18 protein-coding genes are annotated in these 16,235 nt (G+C 28.2%); 8 read left to right on the top strand and 10 right to left on the bottom strand.

Annotation, left to right across the window (positions count from 1 at the left end; translation table 4 throughout):
- The first annotated feature begins 4 nt into the window (after positions 1-4).
- Positions 5-1,906, top strand: a complete 1,902-nt coding sequence (locus ACXYRK_RS02130) for a M13 family metallopeptidase (RefSeq protein WP_458617857.1) — start codon at positions 5-7, stop codon at positions 1,904-1,906.
- A 93-nt stretch (positions 1,907-1,999) separates the two neighbouring features.
- Here ACXYRK_RS02130 and rplQ read toward each other — a convergent pair whose 3' ends face one another.
- The 9 genes from rplQ to secY all read right to left on the bottom strand — a co-directional run bounded on the left by rplQ (position 2,000) and on the right by secY (position 7,412).
- Positions 2,000-2,362 carry a 50S ribosomal protein L17 gene (gene rplQ, locus ACXYRK_RS02125; RefSeq protein ID WP_435129055.1) on the bottom strand — a complete coding sequence of 121 codons (363 nt, stop codon included), beginning with the start codon at positions 2,360-2,362 and terminating at the stop codon, positions 2,000-2,002.
- A 1-nt stretch (position 2,363) separates the two neighbouring features.
- Positions 2,364-3,374, bottom strand: a complete 1,011-nt coding sequence (locus tag ACXYRK_RS02120) for a DNA-directed RNA polymerase subunit alpha (protein ID WP_458607321.1) — start codon at positions 3,372-3,374, stop codon at positions 2,364-2,366.
- Between the two features lie 31 nt (positions 3,375-3,405).
- The gene (gene rpsK / locus ACXYRK_RS02115) at positions 3,406-3,795 is read right to left on the bottom strand and encodes a 30S ribosomal protein S11 (protein WP_435129049.1); all 390 of its coding nucleotides are present in this window, start codon (positions 3,793-3,795) and stop codon (positions 3,406-3,408) included.
- The gene (rpsM, locus tag ACXYRK_RS02110; protein WP_435129046.1) at positions 3,795-4,163 is read right to left on the bottom strand and encodes a 30S ribosomal protein S13; all 369 of its coding nucleotides are present in this window, start codon (positions 4,161-4,163) and stop codon (positions 3,795-3,797) included. Before rpsM ends, rpsK begins: the two co-directional genes overlap by 1 nt.
- A 17-nt stretch (positions 4,164-4,180) precedes the next feature.
- The gene (gene rpmJ / locus ACXYRK_RS02105; protein WP_435129043.1) at positions 4,181-4,294 is read right to left on the bottom strand and encodes a 50S ribosomal protein L36; all 114 of its coding nucleotides are present in this window, start codon (positions 4,292-4,294) and stop codon (positions 4,181-4,183) included.
- Between the two features lie 11 nt (positions 4,295-4,305).
- Complete coding sequence (gene infA / locus ACXYRK_RS02100; protein WP_435129040.1) at positions 4,306-4,524, bottom strand: translation initiation factor IF-1; 219 nt, start codon at positions 4,522-4,524, stop codon at positions 4,306-4,308.
- A 1-nt stretch (position 4,525) separates the two neighbouring features.
- Positions 4,526-5,272, bottom strand: a complete 747-nt coding sequence (gene map, locus ACXYRK_RS02095; RefSeq protein WP_458614077.1) for a type I methionyl aminopeptidase — start codon at positions 5,270-5,272, stop codon at positions 4,526-4,528.
- 62 nt (positions 5,273-5,334) lie between these two features.
- Complete coding sequence (locus tag ACXYRK_RS02090; protein WP_458597561.1) at positions 5,335-5,994, bottom strand: adenylate kinase family protein; 660 nt, start codon at positions 5,992-5,994, stop codon at positions 5,335-5,337.
- Complete coding sequence (secY, locus tag ACXYRK_RS02085) at positions 5,988-7,412, bottom strand: preprotein translocase subunit SecY (protein ID WP_458617855.1); 1,425 nt, start codon at positions 7,410-7,412, stop codon at positions 5,988-5,990. The genes ACXYRK_RS02090 and secY overlap by 7 nt, the downstream gene beginning before the upstream one ends.
- A gap of 268 nt (positions 7,413-7,680) precedes the next feature.
- Here secY and ACXYRK_RS02080 point away from each other — a divergent pair, with 268 nt between their 5' ends.
- Positions 7,681-9,621, top strand: a complete 1,941-nt coding sequence (locus ACXYRK_RS02080; protein WP_458614076.1) for a DNA gyrase/topoisomerase IV subunit B — start codon at positions 7,681-7,683, stop codon at positions 9,619-9,621.
- 427 nt (positions 9,622-10,048) lie between these two features.
- Here the strand turns inward: ACXYRK_RS02080 and rsmG are convergent, their stop codons facing one another.
- Entirely contained in the window at positions 10,049-10,741 is a 693-nt protein-coding gene (gene rsmG / locus ACXYRK_RS02075; RefSeq protein WP_458614075.1) for a 16S rRNA (guanine(527)-N(7))-methyltransferase RsmG, read from the bottom strand.
- A gap of 95 nt (positions 10,742-10,836) precedes the next feature.
- On the opposite strand from rsmG, the gene ACXYRK_RS02070 reads away from it, so the two are divergent.
- The 6 genes from ACXYRK_RS02070 to ACXYRK_RS02045 all read left to right on the top strand — a co-directional run bounded on the left by ACXYRK_RS02070 (position 10,837) and on the right by ACXYRK_RS02045 (position 16,180).
- Positions 10,837-12,552, top strand: a complete 1,716-nt coding sequence (locus ACXYRK_RS02070; protein ID WP_458617853.1) for a Na/Pi cotransporter family protein — start codon at positions 10,837-10,839, stop codon at positions 12,550-12,552.
- 8 nt (positions 12,553-12,560) lie between these two features.
- Positions 12,561-13,274 (top strand): hypothetical protein, encoded by a 714-nt coding sequence (locus tag ACXYRK_RS02065; RefSeq protein WP_458617851.1) that lies wholly within the window; start codon positions 12,561-12,563, stop codon positions 13,272-13,274.
- A complete protein-coding gene (locus ACXYRK_RS02060; protein ID WP_458617849.1) occupies positions 13,274-13,987 on the top strand; it encodes a hypothetical protein in 714 nt (237 codons plus the stop codon). Before ACXYRK_RS02065 ends, ACXYRK_RS02060 begins: the two co-directional genes overlap by 1 nt.
- A gap of 81 nt (positions 13,988-14,068) precedes the next feature.
- Complete coding sequence (locus tag ACXYRK_RS02055; protein ID WP_458615064.1) at positions 14,069-15,022, top strand: hypothetical protein; 954 nt, start codon at positions 14,069-14,071, stop codon at positions 15,020-15,022.
- Positions 14,994-15,473 (top strand): hypothetical protein, encoded by a 480-nt coding sequence (locus ACXYRK_RS02050; RefSeq protein ID WP_458615065.1) that lies wholly within the window; start codon positions 14,994-14,996, stop codon positions 15,471-15,473. The genes ACXYRK_RS02055 and ACXYRK_RS02050 overlap by 29 nt, the downstream gene beginning before the upstream one ends.
- Positions 15,474-15,763: 290 nt before the next feature.
- Positions 15,764-16,180 carry a hypothetical protein gene (locus ACXYRK_RS02045; RefSeq protein ID WP_458607327.1) on the top strand — a complete coding sequence of 139 codons (417 nt, stop codon included), beginning with the start codon at positions 15,764-15,766 and terminating at the stop codon, positions 16,178-16,180.
- Positions 16,181-16,235 lie beyond the last annotated feature (55 nt).

The raw sequence follows: 16,235 nt of genomic DNA, 5'->3' as shown, positions 1-16,235 counted from the left end.
AAATATGAATAAAAAAGATGATTTTTATGAATATGTTAATGCAGAATGATTAAAAACTGCTAAAATACCAGAAGATCGTTCATCAATCGGATCTTTTGTTGAGTTAGAGTTAAATTTAGAAAAATTACTTAAGAACTTAATTTCCCAATGATCATTAGGTAAACAAGAATTGCCAGAAGATCATCCGATGATGTCTGATTTAGTAAAATTTTATCAACTCATTATTAATTCAAAAAAAAGAAATGAATTAGGTTGACAACCTGTTCGTAATTTTTTAGATAGAATATATCAATTTAACTCTTTTAATGATATTTTCAATGCAAATCGTGATGTGTGATTAAATTACAATTTCTTACCATTAGAATTACAAATTTATGAAGATTTTGCAGATAATGATAAAAGAATTTTGTGACTTGATTCAGTTTCAGTAATCTTGCCATCTAAGGAAACTTATGAGCAACCAAAAGAAAAAGAAAAATTACTTAATGCATGAAAAAATATGGTAAATGATTTACTTTTAGATTACGGTTTTGCTCAGCAAAAAGTAAATATAATGATTGAAAATGCGATTGCTTTTGATGATATTTATAAAGACCACATTCTTTCATCAGTCGAACAAGCAGATTATGTTTCCTTATATAATCTGAAAACCAGAGAAGAACTAAGTTCATTTTCTAAAAAATATGACTTTTTGAGACTATTAGACTTAATTATTGGACAAAAAGTATCAGAAGCATCAATTCCAAACCTAAGACTTTTTGCTAAGTTTGATGAAATTTTTAATGAAGTAAACTTTGAAAAATTCCGTGATTCAATGTTTATTAAAAATATGCTAGCAACTACAACTTATTTATCAGAAGAAATAAGAATTAAAGCAACCGAGTATGCTAATGCAGTAAATTCAGTGGCAAAAGTAAGAGAATTAAATGATTTTGCATATGATTTAACCAGCAAGTTCTTTGGAATGCCACTCGGAATGTTCTATGCTGATAAATATTTTGGATCAAAAGCTAAAGCAGATGTGGAAAATATGATTGCATCTATGATTGATGTATACAAAGATAGTTTATTACATAACAGTTGACTATCAAAAGAAACAATTCAAAAAGCAATCTTAAAACTTGAAAAATTTGAACCAATGGTAGGTTATCCAGAAAAAATTCGTCCATATTATGCTAAATTTAAGGTAAAAACATATCAAGATGGTTCTAATATTTTTGAAAACATTAAGGAATTTAACAAACATATCAGTGAATATCAATTATCCTTATATCATAAATCAGAAGATAAAAAACTTTGGGGTATGACACCCGCTACAATTAATGCTTACTATAATCCGATGCGAAATCAAATTGTTTTTCCTGCTGCGATATTAGCATCTCCTTTTTATGATATAAATCAGTCTAAGTCAGCTAATTTCGGTGGAATCGGGGTTGTTATCGCACATGAAATTTCACATGGTTTTGATAACAATGGGGCACAATTTGACGAAAACGGTATGTTAAACAACTGATGAACCGCAAATGACTTAAATGAATTTAAAAAACGCACACAAGCTGTTATTAATCTTTATGACGGAACAGAGACAGAATATGGTAAAGTAAATGGAAAATTAACAGTTTCTGAAAATATCGCAGATTTAGGTGGATTTGATTGTGCTTTAAAAGCAGCTCAAAAATATCCTGATTTTGACGCACATGCATTCTTTGAAAACTGAGCTACTGTTTGACGTGCAATTTATAAAGAAGGTAGAGCAAAAAGACTACTTGATTCAGATGTACATGCTCCAACCAAAGTACGTGCAAATAAAGTTTTATCTAATAACGAATTATTTTTAAAAACCTATGATATAAAAGATGGTGATCAAATGTATTTATCACCTGAAAAGCGCATTAAAATTTGATAAAAATATCCACTTATGTGGATATTTTTATACAAAAAACAACCCTTGGTGGGCTGTTTGCAATAAATTTTTAAAGCTCTAAAATAAGTAAGGAAATTAAACTAATTCAATTAAGGCCATTCGAGTATTATCACCTAATCGTTTTGGTAATTTAATAATTCTTGTGTATCCACCGTTTCTTTGTGCATATTTAGGTGCTACTGTGTCAAATAAATGTTTAAGAACATTTTTGTTACCTTCAACTTTAATATCGCGAACATATGAAGCTACTGCACGTCTGTTTGCTAAGGTAGGGGTTTTTGCTTTTTGAATCATACGTTCAGCATGTCTGCGAACTTCTTTTGCACGGGTTAAGGTTGTTGTTAGATGTCCATGAGCTATCAACTCACTAACTAATGAACGCATTACACCAGTTCTTCATTTTGTATCACGTGAATAGATTTGTTTTGGATTTGCCATATTATTCAACTCCTTCTTTTAAAATAATACCTTGCTCAGCGAGTTTTTTGACGATTTCTTCAATAGATTTTTTACCTAAGTTTTTAATGTTTTCAAGGTCTTCAAGTTTCATTGCAGCAAATTCACTAAGTTTGCGTTTATTAGCTTTTTTAAGTGCATTATATGAACGAACACTTAAACCAAGTTGTGAAATATCAATATCATCATCAGGTTTTTCTTCTTCAACTTGTTTTGGTTCTTCAAAGATTTTTACATCTTCCATACTATCAACATTACCGATAACAGCGAATAAACCGATTAAAATTTCTGATGCAGATTTAATCGCTTGTTTTGCTGAAACCGTTCCGTTTGTCTTAATATTTAATTCAAGTTCTTCTTCAATCTTGGGTGATGATGAGTTTAGTTCTCTTTGTGTATATCATACTTTTTCAATTGGAGAAAAATCAGAATCAACTGCGATATATTCAGCCTTTTTAATATCTGTATCTAACGAAACTTTGATTTGCGGATTTAGTAAAAGAACTTTATTCTCCTCAAATGAAACAAATCCACGTCCTGCACGTAAAAACATTTCTAATTTTAATGCATTTGGATTCACTACTTCTGCAATGTGTACTGATGGATCAATAACACGAACACCAGGGTTTGAAATCTGCATTTTTCCTGCTGTTAATACACCTGATTCATCTGCTACCAATTTAACCTTAACAATTTCATTATCTGAAACAATATTAGGATCATAAGTGAATTTAACCTTACGCAAATTCATAATCAAACTTGGAACATCTTCTACAACTTCTTTAATTGTAGAAAATTCATGCTCTACCCCTTCGATGCGAACACAAAACGGTGCAAGCGAAGTAGTAGATGAAAGCAATACACGTCTTAATGCAACTCCTAATGTGTTTGCATAACCTCTTTCGAGTCCTTGTAAGGTGAATGTGGTTTCATTATCGTCTGTTTCTCTAAATACTGGTTTTTTTCTATAAGATAATTGTTTCATCTTTTCCATATCGAGACTCCTTTAAATACTATGGTATTAATTATTTTTTTGCACGTTCACGTTTTAAAATACGTTTTGGAGGTCTAGTACCATTATGCGGAACAGGTGTAACATCTTTGATTTCAGTAACTGTAATTCCAGCAACTTCGATTTGTTTTCTAGCAGCATCTTTACCTGCTCCTAGTCCTTTTAATTCAACCTTGACTGTCTTCATTCCGTGTTCTTTTGCAGCTTCCGCGGCTGCTTGTGCTGCTAAACCTGCAGCATATGGAGTTTTTTTCTTGGTTCCTTTATAACCAATTGCTCCTGCTGATGATCAAGCAATTACATCACCTTTTTCATCTGTGAAAGTAACAATAGTGTTTTGATTTGTTGAGTGAATATGTGCTATTCCACTAACAATATTTTTCTTTTTTGATTTACGAGCCATTATTTACCTTTCTTTCCTGCTACAGTTTTTCTTGGACCTTTACGGGTACGAGCATTCTTTTGGGTTGATTGACCACGAACTGGTAATCCTTTACGGTGTCTGATCCCACGGTAGCATTTAATTTCCATTAAACGTTTAATGTTTAAAGTTACTTCTCTGCGTAAATCACCTTCGGTGGTATATACTTTTGCAGCTTCACGAATTCTTGATAATTCTTCTTCACTTAGATTTTTAACACGAGCATCTTCACTTACTTTTGCAGTTTTACAAATTTCTTTTGCTAAGGTTCTTCCAATTCCATAAATGTAAGTTAATGAAACAACTACACGCTTATCATTTGGAATTTCAACATTTAAAATTCTAGCCATTTAACTTTCCTTTCTTATTAACCTTGTCTTTGTTTGTGTTTTGGATGAATACAAATCACACGGTTTACACCTTTACGTTTAATGATCTTACAATCTTTGCAAATACTCTTTACACTTGCTCTAACTTTCATAGTTTCTCCTTTTATTTATGACGATAGACAATGCGTCCTTGTGTCAAATCATAAGGACTCATTTCTACATCAACTGTATCACCAGGTAAAATACGAATATGATTTACACGCATTTTACCTGAAATATGAGCTTTAATTAGGGCACCGTTATCGCTTAATTCAACTGTATATAAGTCTGTTGTATGAGCTTCTTTAACGACTGCTTTAAATTTAATTGCGTCTTTTGCCAAATTATATTCCTTTCGTTAGAACGACACCTTGAAAATCCTTTATTAAAACGGTATGTTCATAATGGGCTGTATTTGTTTTATTAGCGCTAATAACAGTTCAACCATCTGATAAAATTTTAATATGTGGAGTTTGAATTATCATTGGTTCAATACAAAGAACCATACCGTTTTTTAATAATGGACCACTTCCTTTATGTCCTGTATTATTAACATTTGGATCTTGATGGAGATGACTTCCAATACCATGACCACAAAACTCAACAGGTGTATATAATCCGTTTTTTTTGATATACCTACCTATTGCAGCACTGATGTCACCAACTCGAGCGCCTCTTTTAATTGCTTTTAATCCTGCTTCAAAGGCTCCTTTTGCAACATCAATAAGTTTTTGGTCAGATGCAGATACATTACCAATAGCTTTGGTAAATGCACTATCACTATTAAACCCCTGTCAGATGCAACCGATATCAACACTAACTAAGTCACCATCTTTTATAATGTAATTATTAGGGATTCCGTGGATCAATTGTTCATTTACAGAGATGCATGTTGTTGCAGGAAAACCATATAAACCTAAAAAAGCTGGTTTAGCACCCCTTTTAGTAATTTCTTTAAAAGCTAATTGATCAATTTCTTTTAAAGAAACCCCTGGTCTTATGAAATCTCACAAAATTTGTTTTACTTCTGCCAAGATTTTACAACTTTTGGTAATTTTTTTGACTTGTTCTTCGTTTAAAATTTGAATCAATACTACCTCCAGATGTACTTTTGAAAACAAAAAAATGATACTTTTTCAAAAGTATCATAATTTTATCATCTTATTTTAAAATGAGAAGCAATTTCATTAGCAACTTCTTCAGGATCGCCTTCACAAGCAAAAGTTAGTAATTCACCTGTTTTTTTATAATATTCTAATAATGGTTTAGTTTGTTCATCGTATATTTTAAGACGGTTTTTAATTTTTTCAGGCTTGTCATCATCGCGTGAATAAAGCCTTCCACCATCAATATCGCAATAATCGGGAACGAAACTTCTTTTGAATTTTATATGATAACCTGTCCCACAAATTTCGCAAGCAAGTCTACCAGATAAACGTTCCATTATTATTTTTTCAGAAGCAGTTAATAATATAACTTTGAATTTTAAATTAGGAATTTGTTTTAGAAATTCTGCTTGTGCAATAGTACGTGGATAACCGTCTAAAATAAAAAACTTATTTTCTGCTCGTAGTTTCAAAATTGCATTTTTAACTATTTCATTTGTGATTTCATCAGGAACATATCCACCTGAGTTTACATAATATTCTACTTTCTGACCAAGTTGTGTTTTATTATGGATTTCTTGACGAAAAATATTTCCGGTAGATAAATGTATTCATTCGGTTTTCTTAGCAAAAACTCCTGCTACAGTTCCCTTACCTGCTCCAGGTTGTCCCATTAAAATTATATTTGTATCTATTTTTCCTATCATAATAATCCTGTTCCCATCTTCTTATCATCGTCTGATTTATCAGAATTTAAATTTTCAAAATTTTCGAGAGTAAGTCGTTTTGCCTTAGATAATTTGTTGCTCATACGACGTGCTTTAAGTTGTCCGAGTGTTTCAAGTGAAGTTGATACCAAAATCATTAAACCTGTTCCACCAAAAGCAATTGCTTGAGGAAGTATATGAGCCATAATTGCAATAAATTGCATACTTCCTATAATTACTAAGTAAAGTGATGAAAATACACTTAAACGAAAAACTATAGCAACTAAATAATCTTGCGTTTCTTCACCAGGACGCACCCCAGGAATAAATGTAGAGTTTTTAGTAAAATCTTCTGCTATTTTATCAACTTTTGATTGCTGAATTCCCATTAACACTGAAAACACTAACACTATTACAATTAACAAAGTAAATCCAATCGGTTGAGTGAATTGTAAATTTGTGTTTATTCAAAATTTGGCAGCACTATGTTGTGGTAAAACATTAGCGATCATTGTAGGAAATGATAAAACTAACATTGCAAAAATTATAGGCATTATCCCGCCCGGATTCGCTTTAATTGGTAATTTACCCATTTCCTTACGACTCTTTGAGCGTCCTGCTCCGACTTGTTGAATCGGCACATGTCTTTCCGAAACATATACAATTGCAATTATTACAATTGTTAAAATATAAACTAATAAATAACTAATAAAGCTTATTATTCCTTTCATTATTCCACTTTCAGCTAAATCACCTATATAATATAAAATTGCTGTATGAAACTGACGAGGTAACCTTGCTGCAATACCAGTAAAAATTAATAAACTAGTCCCGTTACCCACTCCTTTGTTGGTAATTTGTTCTGAAATAAAAAGTGCTAATAACGAAGCAGAAACTAAAATCATCGGAATTATAAAATATACTAATGCATTTTCACTAAAATACTGGGTTCCTGTAATTGAAATAAATACAGATGATGGACTCCCTGATGAAAGAGCTCTTGTTAAAAACACTGCCTGTGGATAAGCAATTGCTAATGTTACAAAACGGGTAATAACATTAATTTTCTTTCTTCCTTGTGGCCCACTTTGTGAAAGTTTGTAAATTGGTGGAACAAACTTTGATTGCAAAATCATCATTATCAAGGATGCATTAATAAAAGGACTAATCCCTAAGGCAAAAATCGAAAACTGACGCAAACCCCCACCACCAATTAAATTAAGAGTGTTTAAAAAAGCATTATTCGAAAGTTGACTTGGATCAGCAATCCGAATAAATGGTGCTGTAATAGTGGTTCCAAAAACAAAAACAGTAAGCATTATAATCGTAAAAATAATTTTTTTACTTAAATTTTTATTCTCTCAAAACTTTCTTCAGCCTTTAGATAGTTTATATCAAAGATTACTAAAAGTCAACAAATTTACTCCTTTATAAAAAACATTTTAATTATACCTTTTTTTATTAAATATGTGTGCTTAAAATAGTAAAGATATTTTACATTTTTGTCTATGTATCATACTTTTAAATATTATATTGTTTTAATTAATATAATTTCAAAAAACTAAATTGCTTTTAAATTTCTTATTATTTTAACGAAATTTGAAAGCAATTTTAAAAATTTATAAAACAAACATTATTTTGCTTTTCAATTTTAAATGTAGCGAAAATAATTATATAATTAAAATTATGAATGAGCAATATAATGCAAGTAGTATCCAACAATTAAAAGGTTTACAAGCGGTTCGTAAGCGTCCTGGAATGTATATTGGTGGAACTGATGTAAATGGTTTACACCATCTTGTCTGAGAAATTGTAGATAATGCAATTGATGAAGCTTTGGCTGGTTATGCAAACAAAATAGCAGTATTTTTAAGAACAGATGGTTCGGTAAAAGTTACAGATAATGGTCGAGGAATCCCTGTAGATAAGATAAAAGATGACGATCGCAGTGCTGTAGAAGTTGTTTTTACTGAATTACATGCTGGTGGAAAATTCGATTCAAGTGCTTATAAAACATCAGGTGGTTTACACGGTGTTGGTTCAAGTGTTACCAATGCTTTGTCAACTCAATTAATAGCAACTGTAGCAAGAAATGGTAAATTATATCGCACTGTTTTCGAAGGTGATAATATTAAAGAGCGAACCCATGAAGTAGGAAAGAGCAAGGAGACAGGGACATCGGTTGAATTTTGACCCGATTATCATTTCTTTAAACGTGCTAAATTAAATATAGATACAATTTCTGAACGTTTAAAGGAAAGTGCTTTTTTAATCTCTAATTTAGAAATTAGAGTTGTTGATGAAAACATCGGTTTTGATGAAACTTATCAGTATAATAATGGTATTCAAGCATTTATTGATTTTCTAAATGATTCCAAAACACCTTTAACTAAGGCGATTTCATTTAAAGACACCAAAAAAGACATTGAAGTTGAATTTGGTTTTCAATGAACTGATTCCTATTCGAATTTGTTATTAAGTTTCGTTAATAATGTTAAAACTCGCGATGGTGGTAGTCACGAAATTGGATTACGTAATGCTTTTAACAAAATAGTTAATGAATACGCCTTGAAAGAAGGTTTTTTAAAAGGCAAAAACATCTTTGATTCCGAAGAAATCAAGGAGGGCCTTACTTGTGTTATTTCGCTCAAAATTCCTGAACATCTTTTAGAATTTGTTGGACAAACAAAAGACAAATTAGGAACACCTGAAGCAAAGAATATTAGTGAAGAAATTGTTTCAAAATACTTGCAAAAATGAATTGAAGATAATAAAAATCAATTTAAGAAAGTTTTGGAAAAAATTAAACGTGCATATGAAATCCGACTTGAAGAACGTAAGCGTCGCGATGAAGCAAGACAATCTAAGAAGTCACTAAAAGAAAAAAGTATTATAAGTGACAAATTAACTCCAGCGACATCAAAAAAGGCTTCTGAAAGAGAGTTATTTATTGTCGAAGGTGATTCAGCAGGGGGATCTGCTAAAAGTGGTCGTGATCGTCATTATCAAGCGATTTTACCTCTGCGCGGAAAGGTTATAAATTCTGAAAAGAAAAGTATTATTGATTTACTTAAAAATAATGAAATAGCAACTATTATCAATGCAATTGGTGCTGGTTTTGCCAAGGATTTTGATTTAAATAAATGCAATTACAATAAAATAGTTATTATGACGGATGCCGACACCGATGGGGCACATATTCAAATTTTATTACTTACTTTTTTTTACCGTTTTATGAAACCTTTAATTGAAGCAGGTAAAGTTTATATCGCAATTCCTCCGTTATATAAAATTACTAATAAAAGCAAAAAAAACATTTTATATGCTTGAGATGAAAATGATTTAAGGGATATATTAACAAAACAAAAAGGTGCTATCGAACTACAAAGATATAAAGGGCTCGGTGAGATGAATGCTGATCAATTATGAGAAACTACAATGAATCCACAAACACGTACATTAATTAAAATTAGTATCGAAGATGCTTCACTTGCTGAAAGAAGGGTTTCAATTTTAATGGGTGAAGATTCATCAAAACGCAAGCAGTGAATTGATAGTAACATTGATTTTTCAGAAGAAGATTTGGATTTTATAGAAAAAATGGAAAAAATAACAAAAAAACACTAAAAATTTACTTATTTTGTTATTTATTATGATATATAAATATTTTTTGTTGTATAATAAAATTCCTAAGTGTATTGTCAAATGTGCTTAGGATTCATTATTGATATCAAAATACTTAATACTTAGTAAAATCAAAATATTCATTTAAATATCAAATCTATGTTCTATTATTTTATTCGTAAATTTTCATTTAAATTTTTACTCAATAATTCATAAAATTATTTAGTTTATTTATGTTCTCTCTTTTCATTCAGTTTTCGTTAACAAAATTTCTCATTCATTATTCTTTGTTATCTCGTTATAATTTTTCACATAATTTAATTTCTTTCTTATATTTTGTTTAAACTCTATATAATATAAATTGAAAACTGTAAATTAAAAATTTTAAAAGTAGTCAAATTTTTGACTACTTTTTTATACATATAAATAACTACCTTCTAAGTTTTATAACATCTTTTCAAACATACGGAATAGAATTTGGTGTACTTCTAAGTTTTGTAATATATACAATATGATTTTCTTTGTTTATTTGTGTCATAGAAAACTTTTCAATATCCAACTTGTATTTAACTTGTTTAAAGGCATGTTCAGCGTCTGCTACTTCTTTTAAAACATTTTTTCCCTTTATCAATATCATTTTCCCACCAACTCTGATAAGGTGAAAGGCAACTAAAATTAATGTTTGGATATCTGCAACAGCACGGGCTGTTACAATATCGTATATATTTTTTTGTTTTTGTTCCTCAACTCGTTTTTTATAAACTTTAATATTAGTGATATTTAATTCTTTAATAACAAGATTTAAAAAATCACAACGTTTTGTTAGTGGTTCATAGATATCAAGTTGAAAATTAGAATTTAAGTTAGCAATAAAATAAGGAACTGATGGAAAACCTACACCTGCACCGATATCTAATACATTGCATTTATCAAACACTTTCATTATTTTGTCCATAAATGCTAGGGATTCCAGGATCCCTTCACTTCATAAACGATCATCGGAAAAACCCGTTAAGTTCATTACTTTATTTTTTTCTTCTATTAAATTGACATATTTATCAAGTTTTTCAAAGTCTCAACCTTTTTGATAACACAACTTTTGCACATATTCTTTTGAATCCATAATAATATTTTAACTTATTCAAAGTTTCTTTGTATTAAATTTTCAAATTATAAAATTTTATTATAATATCAAAAAAGATATCTGAAAGGACAGTTATGAAATTTGATACAATTTCGCTCGCAATCGTCTTTGCTTTAGCATCCTTGGCTTTATTTATTTATGCAACTAAAAAGTTATCTACATCATTAAAAAGTATCGGTGATTCAAAATTTCGTAAGGTGATAAAATTTATAACTAAAAATAACTATATTGCTTTGCTGGTAGGGATTCTATTCACAACTTTTATCCAATCTTCGGATGGTGCAATCGCATTAATAATGGGACTTTTAGCAGCACGATTTATAAGTTTAAGAGCAGCTATTGCCTTTTTACTCGGTGCAAATATCGGAACTGCAACAACATCCTTAATCGTTTCATTTCAATCAAGTTTTAAATTTACTGAATACTTTATTTTATTTATGGTTATCGGAGTGTTTGGTTCATTACTCACTAAAAAAGATAGATGACAAAACATTTTTTTGCTAGCAATTGCAATAGGAATGGTATTTTTATCACTAAAAATAATGTCATCTGCTGCAAAAGAAATTGTAAAACAAGATTTCTTTAAGAAAACCCTATCTGTTGCTGGAGCAAATCCATGATCAGCATTCTTGTTTTCATTTGTTCTTACTGGGATTTTACAATCTTCTAGTGCAACTGTTACTTTATATCAAATTGTCTTTAAAGAGCAAGATACATTACAAATTTATTCAGCTATCGCCTTAGTTCTTGGGGCTAATTTAGGAACAACCATAACCGGTTTAATAGTTTCTTTTACATCTAAAAATAATAATTCTAAGAAAATTTCTATTTTATGAGGATTTACTAATTTATCAATTGCCTTACTTATCTTACCTTTCTTATATCCTTTGACTTATTATGCAGACTTTATATTATTAATGGCGCCCACACAAAAAGCCTTGCAATTATCCATGGCTCACTTGTTCTTTAACTTCATCTTAGTCGGTATTTTCTTTTGGTTAATTAAATATCTTGAATTATTTGTAAATAAGATTATAAAAGATAAAAATATAGACAAAGAATTTGAAATTATTCTACCTGCTCAACTGATTAATGAAAACCCATCATTGGCACTAAAGGCTGCTAAAAATGCCTTGTATACCCAAGGTAAAATTTCTCAAAAAGGAATGAAATTACTTTGAGAATATATAAAAAGTGGAGATCAAAAAATCTTAAAAGAATACCATCACTTGGAGGAAGTTATTGATAATACACGGACATTAATATATAACTATTTAGTTCAACTTAACAGTCGCAATTTGAATAGTGACGATGCTAAATTGCATTTATCATTAATTCTTTCAAGTCGTTCAGTTGATAAAATAATGGGATTGGGAAATGATGTTATCTTAGAATTAAATAAAACTTATATATCAAAATCAACACAAAAATTCGACTTAGATAGCGAAATAATAACTGAAATAAGTCAATTAGTAGAATCTTTGCAGACTTTGTTAAAAAATTCAATCAGACAATTAGAAAACCAAACTGATGAAAGAAGTAATTTTATTGATAAGCTATACACAAATATTAATAGTTTATCGGATGAATTCACAAAAGTAAATGTTGAACGTTTGAAAACACAAAACGGACAAAAGCAACTTGATAAAGATTTTGATTATGGTATCTTATTAAGAACCATCGAAAGAATTGCACATCACTGTCAAAGAATAAATCATTATATTAAAAACACTAGACTTAATATTCATGATATTTCACTTGATGAACAAAAAAACTTTGTTGATGTTTAGGAGTACATATGTTCTTATTATTTCTTTCTCTCTTAATACTTCCTGCAATATTACCACTTAGTATGGTATTAATTCTTATTATTTATAAATATTGTTTTCAAATTTTCTTTTATATCCTTAATGATACATACAAAAGACATCAAATGTTACACACAAATAAATACCATATTCATTTTGTGCATGGTTGATATTTAATGAATAAGAAAATAAATAAGTTAGTGATACTTCATATTATTTTGTTTTTATTTACATTTTTACTTCACTCAGGAGCAATCATTGCAACTTTTATGTTAGTTCCTTATTTGCAAGAAGATTTCATAAATTTATTTTACTCACTTATTCCACCAGCACTTTTAATAACTATTGCATCTGTTTCAATTTTTTATATTATATTCATTAGAAATATGTATATATCTATAAAATCAAAGTCATATTTCAATACAATAATAAAATCAACAAAGATAACTTATGACAATATGTTAAATGATGAATTTAAAAATAATGGATTACTACCCCTTAATTACATTGTTATATATGATATTATAGCAATGTGAAATATAATTAATATTAAAAAGCTTAAAAAGATTTTTAAAGAAGATACATATTACATTCTAGCTTTTTATATTTATGATATGGATAAATCAGTAAAAAGTGAGTACATAGATAACTATCAAGGTTTTTTCTACAACTATGTAAATTATTTTAATAAGGATGATGTCTAATGTTTGTATGAGCAATTATTAATATTTTTCTTGCATTAGCCACCATTTATATTTCATTATATACTTATTTTGTTCTTAGATTCTTTACTATAAACTTTAAATTTATAATCAAGAAAACTAACATTTTAATAAAGATTAAGCATACAAAAACACATTACACATTCAAATATGGTGCATTAGCTTTTTTGAAATGACAAAGAATCACACATCTTTTCTTTGTTTTTTTAAGTTTTTTCTTAATTATTTTGATTACTATAAATGCGCTTCTTGTAATTAAATTTAACAGTAGTAAGCTATCAGTAAGTGCAGAAGCACTTTTATATATTAATATAACCTATATACCTCACTTTTTACTTTGTTTTATTTGTAGCATTCTATTTATTAAACTTAGAATCAATCGCACAAATATTATTTATAAACTTATTGATAAATTTGAATTCACCTTTGATGATTATTTTCTTCCTAAAAAAACACCAAAGTTAAACAAAAGAAACGAAACTTTTTTTGATTTTTATCATTTAAAAGGTAGAATGGTTGTTTTAAACATATATCCATTAAGAATATTTATAAAATCAAAATTAGATGTTATAAATATTCATTATTTTATGATTTGAGGTTATCATTTTGATGAAGTCAATAAAGGAAACTATATTTGAGAAGGGTTATATGCACAATTTTGAAATTATAAGAAGACATCTATTATTTGACAATAATTCTTTCAGAAACTTTTAAATATATACATAGATTGATAGGTTGTCTTAAATATTTTCATAAAATTTATATAAGGAGTTAAAATGAAGAAAATATTATTAAATTTAGGTGATCCGATTGCTAGTTTAAGCAGTATTACAAATATGCCAGTATACGAATATAAAATAAATCATAATCCTGAAAATATGAATCAATCAAATACAGGAATTAATACATTTATTGATTATGAATATTTAATGAAAACAATTGATGAAAAGTTGTTTACAAACAAATTAAATGGTGACAATTTCTTTCGTTTCTTAAATTCTGAAAAAAAGAATAAAAGTTTAAAAAATTTAATTTCTTTTCAAGATTTTAAGAAAATGTTTGACTATTATATTGTAAATCTGAAAAAGAGTGGAAAAATTGCTCCATACCAAGAAAAAGAAATCATAGATTATAATATTCATCAAATATATTCAAAATTTATAGAAGAATTCGAAATTTCTGTTAATTCTATTGTTAATGATATTACAAAGAAAATAAAAAAAGTTAAAGTAAAATCTAACATAAAAAGAGTTCTAATAAATAATGATTTGAGATATACTATAAATATAGACCAAAATGAAGTTAATTCAAAAAAACTAAACATTAAATTTCATGAATTAGAAGCCGAAGCAGAAAATATTAAGGAAGTTTATTCTATAATAGAAAATAACATTAATTCAATACAATCTAAAATAAAAAATGCAACAATAGCATCAATAGCAACGACAGCTGCTTCTGTGTTATCATCAGTATTATCTTTTTTCTTTCCGTTTATTTTTGCTTTTGTTAGTGTAGGCACTTCTGTGGTATCTCTAGGAATAACATTTTATATAGACTCACTTAAAAATCAAAAAGAAGCTTTATTATCAAAAAAAGAATTTATAAATAAATTGCTTAACATAAAATCTAACACAACCTCACTTGATGACTGATACACAGCTTTTAATTATATATGGGGTGTCACTAACGGTATAACTGGTAATGTATTTAGAATTGCAATGAATTTATAAAAAATTAAAATCTGTTGGTAGTTTTGCATCAAAACTTGTTAAAGCAATACCATCCATTACTTTTACAGGAATTGATCTTGCTTCATTAGGTGTTAGTATAGATGAATTAAACAAACTTAATAAAGAAACAGTAGAAATTCAAAAGTTTTTGTTAAATCTTACAAGTAAATTAAATGAAATCAACAAATACTTAGATGATATTAGAAAAATTGAATGAGTTGTAATGAAAGAAACTGTTCAAACAGATTCTTATGAAAATGGTGGAACAGGGGGTAGAAATCTATTATTTAAGAATTTAAAAACAGGTGAATTTAAAACTATTGATCAGATGCTTAGTGTTTTAGAATGACAACTGTATGAATGAGGACTTCAAAAAGTATATAATCCTGCTAAAAACATATGGTATATAAGAAAATTACCAAATAAGACTAAACTAGATAATCTAGGATAAATATGTGATTTTTAGCAATTTTACTTATTTCTGTTTTTATGTATTTCCTTATAAATCCAATTATTTTTTCTGTTGTATATTACTTTAGATTAAATATTTTTTATTATATTTTAATAGATACATATAAAAGAGACATTGAATCCAATAAAAATTATCATATTCACTTTATAAACGGGTGAAATATTATAAAAATTCAAACAAAGCAATACAACTTTATTTCTTTTATTGTATTATTTGTAATAATCTTCTTATTCATATCTGAAATTTCTTTTTTATTATCAATGAATTATATGACTTTTTTATCAGGTTATGATAATCAAATAGTTTATTATATTCTTCCTGCTGTTATAATGAGTTTTATAGCATATACACCATATTTTCTAACTGTATATAAACATATTAAATTTTCAATGAAAGCAATAAAACATTTTGATTCAAAATTGAAGAATATAACAATAAACTATGAAAAATGATTACCAAATGAGTTTAAAAACAACGGATTATTACCGATAAATTATATGCATATTTATTCATTTTTAATGATATATAACAAAATAGATATCAAAACAATAAGAAAGGTTTTTAAGGAAAATACATATTATATTCTTGCTTTTTTTATCTACAATATGCATCTGTCAAAACAAACAGAACATCAAAGTTATTATATAGGTATGTATTATAACTATATTAATTATTTCAATAAATAAGGTATAAAATATGATTTTTGTATTTTTTGCAATTAACTCTGTTGTAGATATACTG

Source organism: Mycoplasma sp. AC1221, assembly GCF_054353815.1.
This window is presented reverse-complemented; position numbering and strand designations above follow the sequence as displayed.